The sequence below is a fragment of the Niallia sp. FSL M8-0099 genome (genome assembly GCF_038006945.1).
Classification (GTDB): domain Bacteria; phylum Bacillota; class Bacilli; order Bacillales; family Cytobacillaceae; genus Niallia; species Niallia circulans.
The window spans coordinates 682,497-704,773 of sequence record NZ_JBBOWF010000001.1 but is presented as its reverse complement, the minus strand read 5'-3'; the positions used below and the strand labels follow the sequence as shown (position 1 = coordinate 704,773).

Below are 22,277 nucleotides of genomic sequence, written 5' to 3'. Positions count from 1 at the left end.
TCTAAACACACGAATCCTTCCTTTTTTCATTTGTTTTGTTCCTGAAAATAACGCCAGCGATAAACATTCTTAGCTGCTTCTCCCAATTGATCCATTAAATTATAATTAGCGTAGGCACCCACAGCTGCCCCAATCCCCGGCACCAATTGCAGCATTTTTACAAAATCAATAAAATCGCGATATTCCTGCTGTAGATCCTGCCAATTAAGGCTAGCAGCTCTCAGCTTTTCTTCTTCCCAATTCTCTATTATCTCTAAAACTTCTCTTCGTTTTCCTTCACTTGAAAAAGCTAGCTGAAAGATATAGAGCAAATAGATTCTTTCTTCCACTTGAGCCGTATCGTAACCATATGTGGCTGCGGCTTCCATTAAAAAGTTCATTTTAATGGAAAGCAATAAGGGAAAATCAGCCAATCCAAGCAATATCCCACCAGCCCCCGTTCCGGCACCTTCTACAACAGCAACCTTTTGAAATTGACTTATTTTTTTCGTTAACTCTTCATCTTTTCCTTGCAAAGAACGGAAGATAGGTGGATTTTTTTTCTTGATAATATTGCTGCCGGCAAGTGTTGCTTGAATCATCTGTTTAATTGCTTCCGTAAGGGTCTGATGAACTTTATCTGGTATATAAGAATTTATTTTATTTTGCGCTTTTTTGGATACTCTATTTAAAATAGAAGACCGTTTTTGGATTTTCCGTTTCCACTCTTCTACTTCTTTTAACGCTCTTTGTTCATATTCATTCATTTATCTTCCTCCTTGCTTATGCTTACGTTCCATAAAAAAAATAGTTCCTGATTTTTTGAAGTTAATTATTAAAAAAGGAGCTTCCCTTCTAATACACACTAAGGTTTAAGCTCCTCTTCTATTTATCCCTTTTTTACTTTTTTATTTATATAAAACGAAGTAAAGAAGATAATAAAAACAATATTAACTACTAAAGAAATCAAAGCATACATCCAATCTCCTTTTAAAGCAATAATTAGAGACAAAATGATTCCTTGGCAACTTAAAATCACAGCTAAGATTTGTTTAAATGATTTTTCTCTAGCAGAGGCTGCCACTGGATAAATTGTAATCCACAATTTATTATCATAGGCATTCCAAAGCGGCAGCAGCTGCAAGCCTGTTAAGAAAACAAATAATACACTTATGAATACTTGTCCAGGTCCAAAAGATAAGAAAAAGATGAAAATTCCACTTATCAATGTTAGCCGAACCGTTAAGCCGAAATAATCTCCTGCACGGACATAGGTTCTCCAGTATAAATGCGTAAATACCTTTTCTCTCGCAAAAGAAACGCGGCTGAATAATACATCTAGAAAACGTCTTCGTTTTATACGATTTCTTAAACTCGGTACCTCTGTAAACATATTGGCAAAGCGATAAAAAGAGGCTAGTCTTTTTTCATCTTGTTCAATTAAATATTCCCATTTTACGCCTTTATTGCTTGTCGCTTTCTGAAAGTATATAAGCAAGAAAGCCATAATTAGAAGAAGAGCAAGAATAAATAACGGAGACGAGTCAGCAAATAATAAATACAAAATAGCTAAATTAATCAAAAATCGTACAACACTATCTATATGATGATAACGCACATTTACATAGTATTGTATTTGCCAGCGAATCAGCAAATTAGCTCCTTTACTTATCAACAACACAATAAGTAGATACCAAAAGCGACTAAAATCACCACCGTGTACTTTTGCATATAACGGCATCAAGGCAGCAAGAATGATGACAAGCAAGTAGCCTTGAAGGACAAAACTAATCATCATGGATTGGAGAAAATACCTTTTCATTTTGGTTTCTACTGCAATTAAAAAGATCCGGTCAGCATCCTTTAAAAAAGTATAGGTTGGACTATTTGTCATAAAAAGAGTAAGGATAATGCTCATAATAAGCGCAACAGGGAAGTCATTCGAAATCGTTTTTAACCATGCTTGATAATAGAAGGCTCCAGTCCCTAGTAAAAAAACTAAAACGATGACAACATGGCCATTAAGAATATACTTTAAATATTGACTATATTCTTTCGCTGTCTGCCCAGCTCTCTCTCTCCATAACTGCTTCTCATTAAATTCAAACATGTTCTTCTTCCTTTGTAAGATAGATATAAATATCATCCAATGTTGCAGCTGGCATGTTAAAGGCTGTCCTTAATTCTTCCATGGTTCCTTGACTCTTTATTTGGCCTTCATGAATAATAATAATCCGATCACAATATCTTTCGGCTGTAGCAAGAATGTGTGTAGACATTAGAATCCCCGCTCCCCCATCCTTCATTTTCTTTAGTTGATCTAATAACGATTGAATCCCAAGCGGATCTAATCCGACAAATGGTTCATCCACTATATAGAGAGAGGGTTCCACTAGAAAAGCACACATAATCATTACCTTCTGCTTCATTCCTTTCGAAAAATGAGCCGGAAACCACTTTAGTCTTTTTTCCATGCGAAATTCTTTTAATAATATTTCCATCCGCTTTTGATAATCAGACTCTGACAAGCCGTATGCCATGGCAGTAATTCTTAAATGTTCTTCTAATGTTAATTCATCATATAAAATAGGCGTTTCAGGTACAAAGGTAAATTCCTTTCGATATGCCTCTTTATCGCCTTCAAACGTCTTGCCATTAATAAGGATTTCTCCTTTATGCGGCTCCATCAATCCAATGATATGACGAATAGTTGTACTTTTTCCAGCACCATTTAATCCGATTAAGCCAACCATTTCATTCGCATGAATAGAAAAGGAAATATCCTTTAAGACAGGATTCCGTGTATACCCTCCAGTAACATTCTTTATTTCTAACAACGCCATCTATTGTACCTCCAATATGTATTATCTATAGTTTAACAACATTCTTCCTTAAATAAAAATGATTGCACAGAAAAATTTTCATTTTCTTCGTATATAAAATCTTGTTCAGGATATTCTATTTATTGAAGGGGAGCACCAAAGAAATATTGCAGTATAACTCCAATATTAAATGAGGTGTTTGCAAAAGATTCTATACAGATTCTTTAAAAAAGCTTCCATTCGTTTATAAAAGGGGATGTTTGCCTTGCATAAGCAAGTTAGGAACAGAAGATCAGTAACACCAAGCTGCTTCATTACGAAAACAGCCTAATTCATTTCCACTTTGAAATGAGGTGTTTGTCGCAGACAGTCATCCATTCTTTATACGTTTTTGACATATAAAGACATTTTAAGGGGATGGTTCGTTTGAACAATGATCGATTTCTCTAAAGCTTAACACAATTCATTTTTTAAATGAGGTGTTTATCAAAGAGAAGAACCCTAAATAACGTTAAATAGAAGTTCTCTCCTTCATTAGAGGGTGTCCTTAAAAGGTATTCTTATTATGTATATCCATAGTAAAGAGGTTTATTCAAACTTCTCGCTTGGACAATCCATATAAGAGGATCCTTTCCAAGGCACCCTCTTCCTTTTGTTGTTCAATAAAATAGTTCCTGTGTTAAAATATTGATAATACATAATGAAGGAAGGTATTTTTATGAGTGATTGTATTTTTTGCAAAATAATTGCTGGAGAAATTCCGTCTAAAAAAGTTTTTGAAAATGAACATGTAATGGCATTCTTAGATATTAGCCAAGTTACTAAAGGACATACATTGGTGATACCAAAACAACATGTAAAGGATGTCTTTGAATTAACTCCTGAAATTGCAAGCAATCTATTTGAAGTTGTGCCAAGTATTGCTTCTGCCATTAAAGAAGCTTATGCACCAATTGGTTTAAATCTCCTTAACAACAATGGTGAAAAAGCCGGACAATCTGTTTTCCATTATCATATGCACCTTATTCCACGTTATGGAAAAGGAGATGGTTTTGGAGCTGTTTGGAAAACAAATTTTGATGGATATTCAAATGAAGAGCTGACAGAGATTGCAGAAAAAATTAATTCTAAAGTTAGATAAGTCCATTAGCTTATTTTCTTGAAAAAACTTTCTAAAAAAATTCATATTTTCAAAAGCTATTTAATAATAGTTTCGTTTTTTATTGGAATACCGCTCCCTTCCTTAAAAAACAACTACGAAGATTCTAGTATCTGGAAGGAAATATTTTTCTAATAGCATGAAAAAACAAAGCATCTTTTTGAAAAATTCTCACTTTTTCAAAAAGGTGTTTTTTTCATCTGTACAAATCAGCTGAATTTGTTAGTATAAGGGTAATCTTTTTGTCTTTAACGCTTTACTATTTGAAAAGTTAATTTAGGAGGAAAGAACGTTGAAAAGAGCATATAACTTTAATGCAGGTCCTGCAGCTTTACCAGAATGGGTTTTACACGAGGCAAAGGAGCATTGGTTAAATTTTAATGATACAGGTATGTCTTTAATGGAATTAAGTCACCGCAGCAAAGATTATGAAGCTGTACATAATGAAGCAAAGGAACTACTTACATCTCTGCTTTCTATACCAGATAATTACGAAATTCTTTTTTTACAAGGTGGAGCAAGTCTTCAATTTACAATGATACCAATGAACTTGCTTCCTAAAAGTCAAACAGCTTATTACGCTCTCACTGGAGTATGGTCAGAAAAAGCCATGAAGGAAGCCTCCAAGCTCGGTAATACGGCCATTTCAACTTCAAGTAAAAACGATAATTATACCTATATCCCTGACCATGAACAGATTAACATACCAGATGATGCAGCATATCTCCATATCACAAGCAACAATACCATTTTTGGCACCCAATGGAGCAGCTTTCCAAGCAATTTATCTGTCCCTTTAATTGCAGACATGTCGAGTGATATTTTAAGCACACCAATTGATGTTTCACAATTTGGAGTTATTTATGCTGGCGCCCAAAAAAACCTTGGCCCCTCTGGAGTAACTGTAGTGATCATTCGAAAAGATTTAATCAAAGAAGATCCTGCTTTGCCAACCATGTTAAGTTATCATACACACGCTAAAAATAATTCTTTATTCAATACCCCGCCAACTTTGGGGATATACCTTTTATCCCTTGTTCTAAAATGGGTAGAGAAACATGGTGGAGTGGAAGGTATTGCTGCCATCAATAACGAAAAAGCAAAACATTTATATGAAGTAATCGATCAAAGCAATGGTTTTTATCGCGGCCATGCAGAAAAAACAAGTCGTTCTAAAATGAATGTTACTTTTACTTTACAGTCAGAAGATCTTACAAAGGATTTTTTAAGAGAAGCAAAGGAAGCAGGATTTGTTGGTCTAAACGGGCATCGCTCTGTGGGCGGCTGCCGAGCTTCTATTTATAATGCCGTTCCCCTCGAACATGTAATAGCATTAAGTACATTTATGAAGGATTTTCAGCTCAAGTATCAACAATAAAAAGACTTTAGCTCTATAGAATTCCCTTTACAATAGTAATGATGGCTTGAATACGTTATAATGATGAAAAAAAGAGCGAGGTGTAAGCAAATGAGTGCAAAATCATTCTTATCAGGATTTTTAATTGGAGGAATCGCAGCCGGAATCACTACCTTATTAACTACTCCTTACTCGGGTAAAGAAGTAAGAAAAGCCTGCAGTGATAATGGAAAAGCTTTTCTTCAACATATTCAAGAATTAAAGTTAGATTTAAATGAGATAAAAGACTCTATTAAAACAGCTACAGTAGAAGGTAAAACGGTATTTAGTACTTTTATTGAAGATCTTAAGCTTTCTTTGGAAACATGGCGGGAAGAAGTAAAACCACATCAAGAAATACTTCAAAAAGAACTAGATGGGCTACAATCCACGATTAATGAGTTAGAAAATGATTTAAAATAATTTAATCGCTTTTACTATACAGAAAAGCTAAGAAAAAAGGAGGAATTCTAACATGAATTTCCTCTTTTTTTCTATTCGCTCATGTCCTTTCTTTTCATGTTATATTTTTTAACACATTGATGTTAATTCTTATTCGCATATAATTTTTCATCACTCATTTTTTTTGTTTTTTCTTTTTTCACTTTTACATCTCTTTTATTATAATTTAATTTTTTATTCACTTTTTTTGGGACTTTTCCCTCCTCCATTTGTTTCCTCTTTGTCTCTAATTCTTATTTTATCCTTTCATTTTTGAGAGAAAATGTATAGACAACTTCTGAATTTTTATTTCTGATATTACATTTTTATGCAATAAAGCGCTTTCTTAAAAGAAAGATTCTTATTTCTAAAAATTTTGTTAATTTTTATCTTTATTAATTTTTGTTTTATTGGCATAATGTTTATAGATAACAGAAAAGTAGGTGAATTTTGGATGGATGAAAGTCAGATTTCTATGAAGGACGCTTTACTCTTCACACAAAGAATTGGACAACTTAGTAAAGCATTATGGAAGGCGATTGAGAAGGACTGGCAAAATTGGATTAAACCATACGATTTAAACATTAATGAACACCATATACTCTGGATTGCTTATCAGCTAAATGGCGCTTCTATTTCAGATGTAGCAAATTTCGGTGTAATGCATGTCTCAACTGCATTTAATTTTTCGAAGAAATTAGAAGAAAGAGGACTACTAGAATTCTCGAAAAAAGAAAATGATAAGAGAAATACGTATATTTGCCTTACGGACAAAGGGAAAAAAGTGTTTGTTCAAATTATGGAAGAATACAATCCAAGCAACAGTTCAGCTCTATCCGCCTCCTTACCAATCAAGAATTTATATGGAAAGTTTCCGGAGCTTTTAGACATAATGACTATCGTTAAACATATTTATGGGGACAATTTCATTGAAATTTTTGAGAAATCCTTTACTAATCTTGACGATATTTTGGAAGAGGATGAAGGACATTTAAAGCAAAAAGAACCAGTATTTACTAAATAGAGATAATATTAAATTGGGGAATAGGACTCCAGGTTTGGGACAATCTAGACCGGTGGTAAAAAAGATAAGAAGGCAGATTGCTTTCTTATCTTTTTTTCGGAAAATTCAAACAAAAATACATAGAGAATAGGTTTTCTTCTTCTTAGAATTACTAAATATAAAAAATGTCATAAATTTGTATAAAGAGACTATTGATTTTTTACTCTATTCATCGTAAAGTAGCAAGGTGAGTTCGCTTGATTAAAACGCAAGATAAGGCAAAGAAAAGATATTCTTCCAATTATTAGTTATTCAAGCAAGAACGTATCATCACAAGTAACTAAAAATTTCTCCCTATGGAGGGTATTAACATGAACTGTTGGAAGACTGTCCACTTCCATAAAAAATATGGAACTCAGCGCCTATTTATTTTGTCTACTATGACAATGATTGGTTGTTTTCTGTTTCTATATGTACCAATTATAAGCTATTTTGCACATAACAAACTTTCTGACGATTACTTTTTACTATTTATGGCAATGTTTTTACTTATGTATCCATTACACAAGCTGCTTCATTTATTACCTATGCTTCATTTAGGCGATAAAATAAAAAAAACTTGGACTAAGCATTTGCAAATTTTACCAATTCTTCACATTCAAGTTAAAGAACCAATTGGTAAAATGCAGTTTCTCTTTGCTTTAATTATTCCATTTGTTATCATTAGTGGAGTATTATTTCTATCTTGTTTCCTTTTTACAAGTTATGTTCATTATTTTTTAATGCTTTTCGCTTATCATACAGGGATTTGTGTTCCTGACTTTATTCGCATAAAAAATCTATGGCATTCTCCGCGCTCTTGTTATGTAGAAGAAAATGAGGATGGATTTGAGATATTAATAAATAATGTTAGTGAATTATCGTAAAAGAAGTCTATTATTGTTTTGTCGCTCATATAATGATATAAAACTAGATGGAATGTTGATTATTCTTTCTTATCGATAGATTATAAGGAGTCATCTAAGTTCTTTCCAGAACAAAATCTCCAAGTTTATATCAAAAAAGTTTATAATACTATCTTTTTATCCTTTTATTTGATAATGTAAATAACATACAATAAATTCCGCTTATAAGGAGGGAATCAATGATGATCTCCATTTTTATTATTTTAGCTATTTTTATTTTATATAATATTAATAGACTTACAAATGCTTTGTGTTTACAAAAAGAAATTCCTGAAGAAAAGCAGCCAAAAGTTTTTCGTACAATAAATGTTCTTATTACGATTCTTTTGATTTCTTCCTATGTAGATATTCTTTTTTAACAAACTCTATTTTCATTAATTAGAGCTATGTAGAAAAGAAGCAGTGTGTAGTTGGTAAGTAACCAACTATCGTACTGCTTCTTTTTATATTCCTTCAGGTCAACTTATAGCCAAGCTGCTCCGATGATTACTAATAAGATGAATAGTACTACTAATAAAGCAAAGCCTCCACCGTAAACTCCTCCACCAGACATGAAGATTCCTCCTCTCTTTATCGTTCCAGTTGTTTTTTGGCGCATCTAGGCAACCCCCTAGTAAGATTGCCGTTTATACGCTTATAGCTTACAGCCATGCAGCGCCAACGATAACTAATAAGATAAACAATACAACGATTAAAGCAAAACCTCCGCCGTAAACGTTACCCATAGTAACACCTCCTTTAAGGTTGCTACCATTTGTTCATTCATTTCATGGTGTTTCGGTTTTTCTTATTCTTTTATTTAATAGCTTAAGAGTCCTTTTATACATGCCCCATAATGTTTGCTCATATAAATCACACTAAGGCCCTATTGGTCACATCTTAAGAAGCTAGTTCTAAATAAAAGACATTGCTGTTAGGAACATTATTATGAATAGTCCACCCTTCTTACTGTCTTTTTTTCTCTATAAACCGTAACAACCTTCTGAATTTGCTAAGAGCGAATTCTTTAGAGCTCTTTTTCAAGCTCAATTTATCATATGTATTTGCCCTAATTTCGGAACAGGACATATACCCATTTTTTATAGGGATAGAAAGGGCAAGAAGATAGGGTTTAGATTACCCGCAAAAAAAAACAAAGGATCCTATCTACAAAATCCCTCCTAAATGAACCCCTGGTTAGGAACGAATCTTATACATGTCATCCTTTGTGATATTAAATAAGTAACCCTTCAGGCCTTATTCCCACCTATCATCTTCTAATTTCCATAAGATGTCCTTATTAACTTCGACCAAGTCTTACAAGATCAAAGCAACTACTTTCTACACATAATCTGAATTTTTTGGAGATATCCAGCCGCTTTCCCTAAAAGGTGCACCGATCTTCTCTATTTCAATAATTCTAAAATATCTACGTGCCATTTAATTTTCATATACTCTTTCTTCCCTATCTCTACGTTTTTTCTCTTCTTCTAACCTTTTCATGTATACCTCTCCTTCTCGTTCAATTATTTCATTTTCTGCTGCTCTATCCTCTTTCCCGGTTTTAACCGCCATAAAGGCACTAATCGCTATTCCTCCTAATACAAGAACAACCCAAAGTGGAATTCCTAGCATTGAAAATTTCCCCTTTCTAGTAATTTCTATCTTTTATTTCATCCTATGCTAGGAAAACTAGATTATTCCCTTGAACATAATTTATCTAGCTGGAAGTTAACTATATTAAAATCTCCCAACACAAAAAGGAAGAGAACCCATGGGAACTCCTCCTTAGTTTTATTTATGGAAAGTCGGCTTATAGAAAGAACGATTTTCTAACGGAAATACTCTTTCCGTAAATTCACCTGGTTTCACTCTATCTAACACACGATCTAGCATATTCATTTTGGCGTCTAAATTGTCAATATAGTGTAAGATTTCTGCTTCCTTAATTAACGGCGCTTTCGGGCTTCCCCATTCAGGTTTCCCATGATGGGATAATACTAAGTGTTGAAGTATTACTACTTCTTCTCCTCTTATCCCTAATTCATCTGCTGCTTTTCCTATTTCATTAATCATAATAGAAATATGTCCAAGCAAATTCCCTTCCAAAGTATAAGAAGTAGAAATCGGACCAGATAATTCAATTACTTTGCCTAGATCATGAAGAATGATCCCTCCATATAGCAAATCTTTATCCAAGCTCGGATAAAGAGAGGCAATCGCCTTCGCCAAATCAAGCATACTAACAACGTGATAAGCTAATCCAGAAACAAATTCATGATGATTTTTCGTTGCTGCTGGATATTGCAAAAACGCTTCTTGATGCTTCTTTACTAAATGTCTTGTTATTCTTTGTATATTAGGATTCTGCATTTCAAAAATGTAATGTGTAATTTTACTTAACATTTCATCTGTAGTTAAGGGCGCTGTTTCAAGGAAATCAGCCAATCGAATGCCCTCTTCTCCTGATGCCACCTTAATTTGGCGAATTCTTAATTGCAGTTTTCCACGATAACTTTGAATATCTCCATTCACTTTAACAATCGTTTCCGGGCGATAGCTCTGCTCATCCATTTCTGTAGCATCCCAAAGCTTTGCTTCAATTTCTCCACTTTTATCTTGAAAAATAAGCGTCATAAACGGTTTTCCGTTACTTGCAATAGCCTTTGTTGCATTCTTTATTAATAAATATGATTCAAATTGCTCCCCAACTTCATACTGAAGTACTCCTTTTTTCTCCAACTCACTCTCTCCTTTATCTTTCTCTTTATTTAGTATAGCACGAAGTCCTTCCATCTTTATAAGCTTGTTTCTCTTTCCTCTGCTGGTAATACATGCAAGCTTTCATCGGGAAAATATTTTAGTAGATGACGGTGACAAGTAAAGAAAATCAGCTGATTTTCTTTACATTTCTGCAGTAATTGAATTACTTTTTCTGTACGTTTTTCATCAAAATTAACGAAGCTGTCATCAATAATAAACGGAAAACAAAAGCTTTTATAAAATGTTTGCGCCAAAGCAATGCGAATGGATAAGTAAAGCTGTTCGGTCGTTCCCTGGCTTAATTCCTTCGCTTCATAAAAAAGATGATGCTGACTCTCTACTAAGAACCCAGCTCCTTCTTCCTTTGGAACTATCCGAATATATTTCCCTTCCGTTAGAAAAGCAAGATTTTCCTCTGCCTGTTGCAGCATAGCAGGCAGCTGTTTTTGTTTATATTGTTCAACGGTTTTCGCTAACAGTTGTTTGGCTACAGCAAATTTTGCCCATTCTTTCACATCTTCCTTGAACTCCGACTGAGCTTGTTTAAAGGAATGCAATAAATCTGTATATGTCCCTCCGCCTTCAATTCTAGAAATGGTAAAGTTAATTGCAGCTGCCTCTTCTACGAGTTCCTGTAAGCGAGATGCTAATTTATCCATTTTCGTTTTCTTTTCCTCTAATTGCAGCTCGGGATTTAGAATTTGTTGATACAATGAAATATGTTCTTTTGATATATTAGTCATTTCTAATTGAACATTAATCGCAGCAAGTCTTTCTTTATATTTAGCTCTCTCCGTTTCCAAGATGGCTTTTTCACGAAATGCCTCTTCATCCGCAACACCTGCAAGGGAAAATAAAGCAGTCTTTTCTTCTGCATAGCGATTATACTCTGTTTGATATTTATCCAGATTCTCTGATAGGTCTGTTTGCTTTGTCCGTAATGCTTCTTTTCGATCCGTTTTCTTTTTTTCTTCCTTTAGTGCCGTTTTTAAACGGTAGCACATATTAGCAATGGTATCTTTCTCATCTTCCATAAACTGTATGAAGAAATTGCTGATCTTGCTAATAATTTCCTCACGCTCTCGATGAATCTCATCCAGTTCTTGATGATAAGAGTTTCTTTCTCTATCCTTTCCTTTCCATTCTTCAATTAATAAAAAGGCATCATATATTTGTTGTGTCGCAAGTTCATATGGAATTTTAAGTTCATCGGCCAATTGTCTTAACAACTTCTGATGGGAAAGAAAATCCCCTTCCCACTTTTCAAATCCCTCTAATACTCTCTCATAACTTTCATTTTGCTGCTCTAATTTAAATTGGAGCTGTGTGAATTTCTCTCTTCTCGTTGTATCCTCTTCAAGCCTCTGAGCTTCATAACGAGAAATGCCTTGTCCTTTTTCAAAGCTTTCGACCAACTGAGCCCGTTCTTCCTTAATAAGCACTAATCTCTTCTCTTTTTTGCTGATTTCGTTTTTAGCCAATTTTCTTCCAGACAGGAAAAATAACACATAAACAACACATACAACGATGCAAATAACGGTTATGAACCATTGCTCAAAAAACAAAGCTCCAGCTCCAGCCAGTAGAAGAAACAGCGTTAAAACACTAGTTATCATTGTATTATGCTTCAAGCGTTTCTCTTCTAACTTCCTCTGATCTTCCAATTGATTTATTTCTCTAGAAAGTAACTCTGCCTTTTCCTTGTTCCAGCTATATTGATTTTCTGTTTTTATACGTTCTTCTAATCTAGCTCTTTCTTCTTTTGGCAAGAGCTTCTGCTTATTCTCCTTTACTGCCTCTTCTAAAGATTCTAAAGCTGTTTGCTCATCCTTCAGCCGCTCGTCAAGCTCTTCTTTCTGCTCTTTTAATCTCCGTTGCTTAGAGGCTGCTTGTGCACATTGCTCTTTTATAAAGATGCTTGTATTACTTTCCCTCAATAATATTTCTTCTTCAATCGGTAGATGCAACTTACTCTTTAAACTATCAATATCTTCTTCTATCTTATTAACTTGATTTTCAACTTGCGTCTGCCGATTTTGTAATTGTTCATACACGGGGAACTTTTCTACGGCAAGTAAGATATTATTTTCAGCGATAAGAAGTTCTTCCTGTATAGGAATGCTTGCTATTTCTTTTTCCATTTCTTCCATCCGTGCTTCTATATGCCGGATTTCAGCTTCTACAGAAAGCAATTTCTCCTTCAATGCTTCCCATCTAATTAATCCATTTTGAGGAAACTTGAAGTCCTTGTAAGCAGCTAATTTTTGCTCTAACAATTCCTGCTCGCGGACCATTCCCCTAATTTTCATCCATTCTTCCAATAACCATTTTTCATGCTCTTCTTTTTTTAAATCTGCTTCTGTCAGCTGTCTTTCTTGTTCTATCTTTCTTTTCTTTGCAAGTAATTGTTCATATTGATTATTATCCTTCTCTGCACTTTTTAATTGGCTATGCTTATCTCGTAAAACTTGCAGTTTTTCATTAAGGACAGGCTTCTTCCCGCTAGGCTTATAGCGTATATCTAGTTCTTTCTGAAGCTCATTTTCTACTTTCAATAAGCGGTCAGAGCCAACAGCACCAGTGGAAAACAAAAATCGTCCCAGCTCTTCTCCTCTTAATTGCTGGACATTTTGCAATCCGTGTAAATTAAAAGAGAAGATTGATTGATAGAGAGCTTTATCGATTCCTGCTAATAGTTCATCTAAAAGCTCCTCTTGTCCTCTTCTCCCATCCTCTAAAGTAACTGTCACGTCCCCTGTAGCTTTTCCTTTTACGCGTTCGATTGTTGTTAGTCCGAATTCTGGAAAATAGATGTCTAATTTCCCGCCATATTTATGCTGCAGCTTTGGCTCATAGCGTAATTCTGTTTGCTGTTTTGTTGGGAAGCCGAATAAGATGCTATGAATAAAACTCATAATGGTCGATTTTCCTGCCTCATTTTCTCCATAAAACACATGGATGGGGGAGTTAATGGAAAACGTTATATTTTCTAGCTTTCCATATCCGTAAATCGTTATTTTCTTTAATTCCACATTAGCTGCCTCCCCTCTTCACAAGCATTGTCAGCAGTAAATCTTCTGCCTCTTCTGCTAATTCTTGTTTTTCTTCAGCTGTAAGCTCTTCTAAAAAGCGATGGGCCTTTGAATGCTGAAATAAAGGTGCAACTGCTTCATTCACTAGTTCGAAATCTTTTGTTACAGCAAATAATTCTTCATAAAATGCCGATTCCCTTAACAAATTCTCTTTTAACCATTCTATATTTTCCTGTACTTTTATCGAGTTAATCCAGACAAAGAAGTCTGCCTCTATCTCCTCTTGCTGAAGGATCTCCAATAAATCAGAAGCTAGAAAAGAGTCTTGTAAGCGCAGTTGCTCTATCTCTAGTGAAATAATGTAAGAATATTTCCTATCTCCTATTGCATCCATTTCTTTCCGACAGAGCTTGTATAAATCATCAAAGGTATGGACAGAGCTGGCATCTATTTTCACATTCTCCCAAATCACTTCCGATGTTGGGATAAATTCTAAGCTGGCATCCCCATCGCTTAGTTCCACATAGTAGCATCCCTTTACTTCTGTTTCCTTTTTATGTCTTCCTTGTATGTTTCCTGGATAGACAATCGGGGGAACAGACTCTAACAATTCCCGTTTATGGATATGTCCCAATGCCCAATAATCCATTTTTTTAGCAAGCAAATCCCTCACTTGAAAAGGAGCATAGGCACTGTGTTCAGTCGATCCCTCTAAATTGCCATGCAAAATTCCTATATGAAAATTCGCCTCATCGCTTCGTTCGTATTCATCAATTCTTCGCTCTTTAATATGTCTTGTTTCATAACTAAACCCATAGAGATTCGCCGATAAATTATGTTTCACATATTTTTTTACTGTTACCATTGATGGAAAAACATGAACATTAGGAGGCAATTCTATTTGTACCCAGCTTCCATTTAAGTGATCATGATTTCCATGTATCAGATACACTTCTATTTGCTCTTCCTCTAAGCGAAGCATTTCATTTCGAAAGCGAATTTGCGCTTTTATACTTCTATCTTCCCCATCATATATATCTCCGGCAATAATTATAAAGTCTACTTTTTTGCTGATAGCTGCATCAATAACCTTTTTAAATGCAGTAAACGTACTTTCTTTTAGTTTGTTATGTATTGTTGTAGGTAAATTTTTCAATCCAACCATGGGGCTGTCTAAATGTAGATCTGCACAATGTATAAAGGATATTCCCATACTCTCACGTCCTAAAACTATTTGCTTCTATTCTACCATGCTAAAAATACGAATGCACGTTCTTATCCTTATTTGCTGCTTGTTTTTGGATAATAAAAAATGCCCCACTTATTATGAGGCATTTTCCGAATTATTCTTTTTTCGTTAGCTGCAGGGCTTTTTTAATATCTTTATAAGAGTTAGATTTTCCGTACATAAGAACTCCGCCTTTATATACTCTTGCACCAAAAATAGCAAGAATCATAATGGTTGCCACTAAAACAACAATTCCTAAAATAGGTTCCCAAACTGGCAAATTCAGCATTCCTACTCTCATAAACATAAGCATAGGTGTAAAGAATGGGATATAAGAAGTAATTGTTACAAAAGTGGTATCAGGTGCGCTTAATCCGAACATCGCAATCATAAATCCGGCCACAATTAATAATGTCATTGGCGTTATCATTTGCTGCACATCTTCAATTCTACTTACAAGCGAACCTAGCAATGCAGCCAGAGTGGCATATAGGAAATAACCTAAAATAAAGAAGATAGCTGCATAAATAATGGTGCTTACTGGCACCTCGCTAAATCCGAGGAATCCTTCCACCGAACCTAGGCTTTCATTGCGAGTTAATGAAAAATAACCTACAAGCATCAATATCGCCAGCTGTGTTAAGCTTAATAATCCGATTCCAAGAATTTTGGCAAACATATGCTTAATTGGAGATACACTTGAAATTAAGATTTCCATTACTCGGGATGATTTTTCAGTCGCCACTTCTGTCGCTATCATATTGGCATATAGGATAACGGCAAAATATATTAAAAATAAGAGAACATAGACTAACCCTCTAGCCTGGTTTAATTCTTCTTCTGTCTTTGCATCTTTCTCAAGAGCAATTTTTTCAAAAGCAACGGGTTCATTCAATTTCGTAAGCTGCTCATTCGTTAAATTGAGTTGATTCGCTGCTAATTGACTTTTAACCATTTGAATACTGTTGGTAATATTATCAGAAATAGTTGTTTCTGCAATATCCATTGTATAATAAGTCGCTATAGGTAATTTACTTTCATCCATATCCACTATCAGTAAGCCACTATACTTTCCTTCTTCTACTTCTTGTTTAGCTGCTTCTTCACTGTCCTTATAAGCAACTAATTTTAAATCTTCATTTAACGTCTCTGTCGCCTCTTGAATTGCTGGTAATAAAGAATTGCTTTGATCAATTACGGCTACTTCCGTCTTTCCTTCATCACTAGAAAAAGTATCGATAATGGTAGTAATATTTGTTAGTGCAACCACAAATATTAAAGTAATAGCCGTTGTAATTAGAAATGATTTCGTTTTGAACTTACTTAAAAAGGTATGAAATAAGATAACCCAAAAACTATTCAAGAGAAGCACCTACCTTTTCGATAAAAATATCATTTAAAGAAGGCTCTTCTAATGCAAATTTGCGAATAAAGCCTTTTCCAACTATATCATTTAAGATTCGCTCCGCAACTTCTTCTCCTTCAATTTGCAGAGAAACACCTTCTGCTGTTTCTTTTAATTTTAATACGCCTGGATAGCGAATTAAATGTGTCAAATCAAAATCAGCATGTATGGTTACATTCTTCTTCCCAAAGCTCCTCTTAATATCCTTAAGCGAGCCATGAACAACAGGCTTTCCTTTATGCATGATACATAGATGCTGGCATAATTCCTCGACATGCTCCATCCGGTGACTAGAGAAAACAATACTTGTTCCTTTATTTTTCAAATCTACTACAGCACTTTTTAACTGCTCCACATTTACTGGGTCTAACCCACTGAATGGCTCATCTAAAATTAGTAGTTTAGGCTTATGTAAAACAGCACTAATAAATTGAATTTTTTGTTGGTTTCCTTTGGAGAGCTCCTCAACTTTTTTATCCATGTATTCAGGAACCTTAAAGCGGTTTAGCCAATATTCTAGCTCACTTAATGCTGCTTTTTTTTCCATGCCTCTAAGTCTCGCTAGATAGATAAGCTGATCTCGTACTTTTAGTTTTGGATATAGACCTCGCTCTTCCGGCAGATATCCAATATATGGACTTGTTGAGTAATTAATCGGCTTACCATCCCAAGTTATTTGTCCTGCTGTACTTTCTAATATTCCTAAAATCATGCGAAAAGTTGTCGTCTTTCCTGCTCCATTTCCTCCAAGAAAGCCGAACATTTCATTTTCAGGAATCGAAATAGATAAATCATCTACTGCTGTGAACGAACCAAATTTTTTTGTCACGTTTCTTAGCTCTAATGACACAAAATCCCCTCCTCACTCTTTTATACGAATAGAACAGTAAAAGGTTTCAATGAATATTGGCTATTATTTGTAGGAAATACAAAATGCTTAAACATTTAGTGGAATAGAACGGAGTTATGTTGATTTTCATAAAAAAAGCTGCTGTTTACTCCATTGAGTCTCTAGCAGCAGCTTTTTTCTTTAATGTGGTAAAAACACTAATTGATAAAGGAATAATACGGCAAATACGTAAACGAGTGGATGAACCGTCTTTCCCTTTCCTTTTACTAGCTTTAATAATGGATAAGAGATAAATCCAAGAGCAATTCCTGTTGCGATGCTTGATGTAAGCGGCATGCTTAGGATGACTATAAAGGCTGGGAATGCTTCATCAAACTCTGACCATTTCACATCACTTATTGCCCCCATCATCAAGCTTCCTACAATTATTAGGGCTGGAGCTGTAATAGCAGATAAACCAGAAATGCTGCTCACTAAAGGAGCAAAAAAGGCAGAAATAATAAATAAAACCGCAATTGTAACACCAGTTAAACCAGTACGGCCGCCTGCTGCAACACCTGATGTCGATTCAATAAAAGCAGTGGTTGGGCTTGTCCCAAACATTGCGCCAACAGATGTTCCAAGTGAATCAGCAAGAAGTGCCTGCCTTGCTTTTGGAAGCTTATTATTTTTTATTAATCCAGCTTGCTCAGCCACCCCAATCATCGTACCAGTGGTATCAAAAATCGTTACCAATAAAAAGGAGAAAACGACAGCGTACAATCCATGTTGAATAACATCGCCAAATGCTGAAATTGGATTGCTAATGATAAGGCCTTCTGGTAAATGCGGGCTTGCCATAATTCCATTTTCAAAGGATAAGTAACCAGTAAAGTAAGCGATAATGCTTGTTACAATCATCCCAATAAATAACGCACCTTTCATATTCAGACTAAACAGAACAATCGTAATAGCTAAACCAATAAGGGCGATTATAACAGTGGGAGACTGAAGATCTCCTAGTCCAACTAGATTTTCTGGATTGGCAACAATAATTCCCGTTTGTCTCAACCCGATAAATGCTATAAATAAACCAATACCAGCTGTTATTCCATGTTTCAAATTATCTGGAATAGCTTGAATTAACTTTTCTCTAAATGATGTTAATGACAAGATAACAAAAATAATACCGGCAACAAATACTGCAGACAGTGCTACCGTATAATCGACGTTATTATTTCCAACAACCGAAAAAGCAAAGTATGCGTTTAACCCCATACCCGGTGCAATAGCAATAGGATAGTTTGCAAATAAAGCCATCCACAATGTCCCGATAGTAGCTGCTATGATGGTTGCTAGGAATACTTGGTCAAATGGAATTCCTGCTTCTTTTAAAATTCCTGGATTGACTACTACTATGTAAACCATTGTTAAGAAAGTTGTGAATCCTGCCATTAACTCTGTTTTCACAGTTGTATTATTTTCCTTTAACTTAAACATGAAAGAACCTCCAAAAAACGAACATTTAAAAACAACATTATCTATGTTATTCGTTTTTACTGCAAAAAGCAACTATTTTTCTCGATCGAAAAATGGCAATTTAGTGAAATACCTTTATTAGTTTGACACCAGTCTTTCTTTTCCATACGAAAATAATTCACAGAAACAAAAAAAATCTACCAGAACGGAAATAGTTCTAATAGATTTTTAATGATCCTTATTTAGATGCTTCTAATGAAAAATGTTCATTTAACAAAGCAATTTTTTTATCTGTATATTCCACGAAACTTTCATTATATGTTTTAGGATGCTTGGGATTAGAGAATTGGGTAATCTTCCCCGTAACAGGATGAATAAACTTGCTGGACGCTCCACAGCCTACACCAATAACCGTCTGCAGTTCTTCCATCATCATAATATTATAGATACTTTCCTGGTTTTTCTTCGAATAGCCGACATTCTCTAAATTTCCTAGAATATTTTTCTGACGGTATAAATAGTAAGGAACATAATCATGTTTCTCTGTCCATTCTTCCGCCATCTTCATCATTTCCTGAATTTCCTCTCTATCTGCTACCTTGTATCTGGATTTATTACGCGTCATTTCAGACGCACGTTTAAATGACAGGGTATGAACAGTCAGTGATTCAGGCATTAACTCTTCTGTTTTATCAAGAGAATATTGAAATTCCTCCACACCTTCACCTGGAAGTCCAATAATTAAATCCATATTAATATTATTCATGCCATGCTTACGTGCTAAATGATATTTATCAATTGTTTCTTCTACTGTATGATGCCTGCCAATCGCTTTTAAGGTTTGTTGTGTATACGATTGGGGATTAATACTAATTCGATCGATATTGTATTTTTTTAACACTTCCAGTTTATCTGGCGTAATCGTATCCGGTCTGCCTGCTTCAACCGTGATTTCACGAATGTTTTCTACATTTGGAAAAGAATCATGCATACGCTCATAAAGCATGTCCATTTCTTCGGCTGAAATACTTGTTGGTGTCCCTCCACCATAATAGACGGTTGTTATATTAATATTTTTTTCTTTCAGCCAGTCCCCTATCTTTTCCATTTCATAATGAAGCCCGCCTAAAAAGGAGGAAACAGAGCCTTGTCGTCCATTAATGGCATACGCTGGGAACGTACAGTAAGCACATTTTGTCGGACAAAACGGAATTCCAATATAGATGCTTACTTCTTTTTTCAAATCATATAAATCAGGAATCACTGCTAGTTGGCGATCAATGATTTTCTGCATGAGCTCGATTTTTTCATCGGACATTAAATATTCCTCACGAAGAGATTGATGCGCCTCTTCTATCGGTGTTTGCTTTTGCATATGACGATGAAGAAGTTTTGTTGGGCGAATGCCCGTTAAAATCCCCCATTTCTGCACCATACCTGTATACTCTTGCAGCATTAATAAATAACTTTTGGAAATGGCTTTTTTCATTTGCTTAAATATTTCTTTATCCGTTAATTGACTAAGATCTGCATGGCCGTTACATATAGTTTCTTCTTTTAATTCCTTGAGCTTGCCTTTTACGATAAATTCATGTCCAATAATTTCTGTTTCGAACTCAACATGAAGGTCTGCCTTTTCTTCTGGTTCCCTATAAAGCACCTTTGTATCTTCAAAAAACAAATTGCCTATGTGCTCTAACGGCCTAATATAACGTTCATCTGTTAACCCTTTTATATATATTTGTTTCATCGTTATTTTTCAACTCACCTTTTATTCTGAAATATTATCATGCTTTATTTAACCAATTATACTGTAGTGTAAAAAAAATAACTAGAAAGGTCAAAAGACTTTCTGTTAGCTATTCAAAAAAAGGGAACAGGAGAAGTCTCCGTATGACTTCTCCTCTATAAAAATATAAATAATAGCTATTTTATAATATTCATCTTGCGCAAAAAATCAATGGGATGCTGTTTACGGAAATGTTCCTTGACCATATAAGCAACCCCTTCTTGATCATTAGATCTCGTTACCCAGTCAGCCGCAATTTTCAACTGATTTGGAGCATTTCCCATTGCCACACCAAGACCTACTGCTTCAATTACCTCTAAATCGTCTAAGCCGTCTCCTATGGCAACCATTTCGCTGCTCTTTATTCCAAGCTTCTCCCCTAAAAGTAACAACCCGCTTCGTTTCGATACACCAGCTGGTAAAATATCTAGACGCAGCTCATTATGTTGAACAATATGGATATTGTCAAACATCTTTTCAAGCACTTCTTTTGCATCCTGGCAGTCTTTTTTCTCTTCAAAATAAACTTCCATTTTGGGCGGACTTACTGGTTCTTCTAATAAAACATCACTTAAAACATCGACAAATTGGTGGGAATAAAAGACTGGATCTCCAGACGACAAGACCGTTTTTGCAAGCATGTTATGATGGAGTTTTGATTTGTTAGCTAGTGAGAATTTTTCATGCACTAAACGAATTTGGCATATGAATCCTTCTAAGAATCGGACAATATCTGATGTAAGGTCTTCTGCGATTCGTTTAACAAAAATAGTATCATCTTCATGATTGGCCACTAATGCTCCTTCGTGTGCCACGATGTAACTATTTAATTTCAACGCTTTTGCCACCTTTTTCGCAGAGGGCAAGCTCCTTGCGGTTACAAGCGTTACATAAATTCCCTTTTGCTGTACATATTCAATCGCCTCTTTCGTCGCTTTCGTTAAGCGCCCATTTGATTGAAGGAGAGTACCATCGATATTTAAAGCTAGTAAGCGATATATCATAAATTTCCCCCATTTCTTCGATGTATTGTCTTTATATATCATTTATGTAGAAAACAAGCATAATAGAACTTTTGAGGGAAGATTAAACAAAAGATGTATGGATTTATTCTAGTAAGATTTTGCAATGTAAGGGTTGGTTGTTAGATAGTAAAATCTAATCCATTCTGGTATCCATCTCTATGGAAAAAATTTCTTTTTACTTTTTTGAATAAAATAGGTCATTTTTTTTAAAATAATAAACGTAACACAAATTAAATTACTCAAGGAGGAAACATTCATCATGGCAAATAACAATTCAAATCAATTATTAGTTCCTGGAGTATCTCAAGCATTGGATCAAATGAAATATGAAATTGCATCAGAGTTTGGAGTAAACCTTGGAGCTGAAACTACTTCACGCGCTAACGGTTCTGTTGGTGGCGAAATCACTAAAAGATTAGTACAAATGGCTGAGCAACAACTTGGCGGCAGCAGATTCTAAGTAATAATTAAATAAATTTGGCTAAATGGAGGACGGCGCCATGCCGTCCTCTTGTTTTATAAAAATAGCAAAAAGAAACGTCATCCCGCTACAAAAAAAACCCCTACTAAAAGTAGAGGAGTTTTGCCAGTATTATTGTTGTTGAGCAGGACCATAAAGCTCTTCTAATGGTTTCATGATGATTTGGTTCAATTCACCAATTAATACGCTCATACGTTGTTCTGCTTCCATCAGTTTCGAAATACTTTCGTGTTGTTGAACAAGTGCTACTGTTTTTTGGGCTTGTTCTACTTCTTCTTGTGTAATTTCCTGACCAGACATTTGCTTTTGCTGAAGCTGTAATTGAATATTACGGAAATTATCAAACATTGCTTTCGCAGAAGGATCTCCATTTACCGTATCATACATCTTTTTCAATTCTGTATATTCATCACTTTGACGAATCGCTTTCTCTAAAGCATTAGCAGGATCATGTAAATTTACTGCCATTTAAACAACTCCTTTTCATTAACAATTGACTCCA

At 34.9% G+C, this 22,277-nt stretch carries 23 protein-coding genes; 7 read left to right on the top strand and 16 right to left on the bottom strand.

From position 1 onward, the window contains the following. Positions 1–26: 26 nt before the first annotated feature. The 3 genes from NSQ92_RS03330 to NSQ92_RS03320 all read right to left on the bottom strand — a co-directional run bounded on the left by NSQ92_RS03330 (position 27) and on the right by NSQ92_RS03320 (position 2,822). Positions 27–746, bottom strand: a complete 720-nt coding sequence (locus NSQ92_RS03330) for an EcsC family protein (protein WP_047943063.1) — start codon at positions 744–746, stop codon at positions 27–29. Positions 747–868: 122 nt separating this feature from the next. Next, a complete protein-coding gene (locus NSQ92_RS03325) occupies positions 869–2,089 on the bottom strand; it encodes an ABC transporter permease (protein ID WP_047943062.1) in 1,221 nt (406 codons plus the stop codon). After that, entirely contained in the window at positions 2,082–2,822 is a 741-nt protein-coding gene (locus NSQ92_RS03320; RefSeq protein ID WP_047943061.1) for an ABC transporter ATP-binding protein, read from the bottom strand. Before NSQ92_RS03320 ends, NSQ92_RS03325 begins: the two co-directional genes overlap by 8 nt. A gap of 697 nt (positions 2,823–3,519) precedes the next feature. Here NSQ92_RS03320 and NSQ92_RS03315 point away from each other — a divergent pair. From NSQ92_RS03315 to NSQ92_RS03305, 3 genes are all read left to right on the top strand, one after another. Then, entirely contained in the window at positions 3,520–3,942 is a 423-nt protein-coding gene (locus tag NSQ92_RS03315) for an HIT family protein (protein ID WP_047943060.1), read from the top strand. 310 nt (positions 3,943–4,252) lie between these two features. Then, the gene (gene serC, locus NSQ92_RS03310) at positions 4,253–5,338 is read left to right on the top strand and encodes a 3-phosphoserine/phosphohydroxythreonine transaminase (protein WP_047943059.1); all 1,086 of its coding nucleotides are present in this window, start codon (positions 4,253–4,255) and stop codon (positions 5,336–5,338) included. A gap of 90 nt (positions 5,339–5,428) precedes the next feature. Then, positions 5,429–5,779, top strand: coding sequence for a YtxH domain-containing protein (locus NSQ92_RS03305; RefSeq protein WP_047943058.1), 351 nt, complete (start codon positions 5,429–5,431; stop codon positions 5,777–5,779). Between the two features lie 122 nt (positions 5,780–5,901). Here the strand turns inward: NSQ92_RS03305 and NSQ92_RS03300 are convergent, their stop codons facing one another. Further along, positions 5,902–6,027: a hypothetical protein gene (locus tag NSQ92_RS03300; RefSeq protein WP_268874801.1), complete on the bottom strand. Its 126-nt coding sequence runs from the start codon at positions 6,025–6,027 to the stop codon at positions 5,902–5,904. Between the two features lie 224 nt (positions 6,028–6,251). On the opposite strand from NSQ92_RS03300, the gene NSQ92_RS03295 reads away from it, so the two are divergent. From NSQ92_RS03295 to NSQ92_RS03285, 3 genes are all read left to right on the top strand, one after another. Further along, positions 6,252–6,821 (top strand): HTH-type transcriptional regulator Hpr, encoded by a 570-nt coding sequence (locus tag NSQ92_RS03295; protein WP_047943056.1) that lies wholly within the window; start codon positions 6,252–6,254, stop codon positions 6,819–6,821. A gap of 350 nt (positions 6,822–7,171) precedes the next feature. Further along, positions 7,172–7,726 (top strand): DUF3267 domain-containing protein, encoded by a 555-nt coding sequence (locus NSQ92_RS03290; RefSeq protein WP_047943055.1) that lies wholly within the window; start codon positions 7,172–7,174, stop codon positions 7,724–7,726. A 218-nt stretch (positions 7,727–7,944) separates the two neighbouring features. Beyond that, positions 7,945–8,124 carry a hypothetical protein gene (locus NSQ92_RS03285; RefSeq protein ID WP_035416273.1) on the top strand — a complete coding sequence of 60 codons (180 nt, stop codon included), beginning with the start codon at positions 7,945–7,947 and terminating at the stop codon, positions 8,122–8,124. 104 nt (positions 8,125–8,228) lie between these two features. On the opposite strand, the gene NSQ92_RS03280 is transcribed toward NSQ92_RS03285, so the two are convergent. From NSQ92_RS03280 to NSQ92_RS03230, 11 genes are all read right to left on the bottom strand, one after another. Further along, positions 8,229–8,318: a YjcZ family sporulation protein gene (locus NSQ92_RS03280; RefSeq protein ID WP_035416274.1), complete on the bottom strand. Its 90-nt coding sequence runs from the start codon at positions 8,316–8,318 to the stop codon at positions 8,229–8,231. A gap of 88 nt (positions 8,319–8,406) precedes the next feature. After that, positions 8,407–8,490 (bottom strand): YjcZ family sporulation protein, encoded by an 84-nt coding sequence (locus NSQ92_RS03275; RefSeq protein ID WP_035416275.1) that lies wholly within the window; start codon positions 8,488–8,490, stop codon positions 8,407–8,409. Positions 8,491–9,184: 694 nt separating this feature from the next. Further along, positions 9,185–9,379 carry a sporulation YhaL family protein gene (locus NSQ92_RS03270; RefSeq protein WP_047943053.1) on the bottom strand — a complete coding sequence of 65 codons (195 nt, stop codon included), beginning with the start codon at positions 9,377–9,379 and terminating at the stop codon, positions 9,185–9,187. A 159-nt stretch (positions 9,380–9,538) separates the two neighbouring features. Next, positions 9,539–10,540: a 3'-5' exoribonuclease YhaM gene (gene yhaM / locus NSQ92_RS03265; protein ID WP_235850417.1), complete on the bottom strand. Its 1,002-nt coding sequence runs from the start codon at positions 10,538–10,540 to the stop codon at positions 9,539–9,541. Between the two features lie 2 nt (positions 10,541–10,542). Continuing rightward, positions 10,543–13,539 carry an ATP-binding protein gene (locus NSQ92_RS03260; protein WP_341152376.1) on the bottom strand — a complete coding sequence of 999 codons (2,997 nt, stop codon included), beginning with the start codon at positions 13,537–13,539 and terminating at the stop codon, positions 10,543–10,545. Position 13,540: 1 nt separating this feature from the next. Further along, a complete protein-coding gene (locus NSQ92_RS03255; protein ID WP_341152375.1) occupies positions 13,541–14,752 on the bottom strand; it encodes a metallophosphoesterase family protein in 1,212 nt (403 codons plus the stop codon). A 130-nt stretch (positions 14,753–14,882) separates the two neighbouring features. Then, on the bottom strand, positions 14,883–16,130 hold the full coding sequence (locus NSQ92_RS03250; RefSeq protein ID WP_047943049.1) for an ABC transporter permease: 1,248 nt from the start codon (positions 16,128–16,130) through the stop codon (positions 14,883–14,885). Next, a complete protein-coding gene (locus NSQ92_RS03245) occupies positions 16,123–17,022 on the bottom strand; it encodes an ABC transporter ATP-binding protein (RefSeq protein WP_047943048.1) in 900 nt (299 codons plus the stop codon). Before NSQ92_RS03245 ends, NSQ92_RS03250 begins: the two co-directional genes overlap by 8 nt. A 180-nt stretch (positions 17,023–17,202) precedes the next feature. Next, entirely contained in the window at positions 17,203–18,501 is a 1,299-nt protein-coding gene (locus NSQ92_RS03240; RefSeq protein WP_047943046.1) for an NCS2 family permease, read from the bottom strand. Positions 18,502–18,718: 217 nt separating this feature from the next. Further along, positions 18,719–20,230 (bottom strand): coproporphyrinogen III oxidase, encoded by a 1,512-nt coding sequence (locus tag NSQ92_RS03235; protein WP_047943044.1) that lies wholly within the window; start codon positions 20,228–20,230, stop codon positions 18,719–18,721. A 176-nt stretch (positions 20,231–20,406) separates the two neighbouring features. Further along, positions 20,407–21,273 carry a Cof-type HAD-IIB family hydrolase gene (locus NSQ92_RS03230; RefSeq protein WP_047943043.1) on the bottom strand — a complete coding sequence of 289 codons (867 nt, stop codon included), beginning with the start codon at positions 21,271–21,273 and terminating at the stop codon, positions 20,407–20,409. 280 nt (positions 21,274–21,553) lie between these two features. Between NSQ92_RS03230 and NSQ92_RS03225 the strand changes: the two genes are divergently transcribed. Further along, entirely contained in the window at positions 21,554–21,754 is a 201-nt protein-coding gene (locus NSQ92_RS03225) for an alpha/beta-type small acid-soluble spore protein (protein ID WP_047943041.1), read from the top strand. 132 nt (positions 21,755–21,886) lie between these two features. On the opposite strand, the gene NSQ92_RS03220 is transcribed toward NSQ92_RS03225, so the two are convergent. Further along, positions 21,887–22,243: a YlbF family regulator gene (locus tag NSQ92_RS03220; protein WP_047943039.1), complete on the bottom strand. Its 357-nt coding sequence runs from the start codon at positions 22,241–22,243 to the stop codon at positions 21,887–21,889. Between the last annotated feature and the right edge of the window lie 34 nt (positions 22,244–22,277).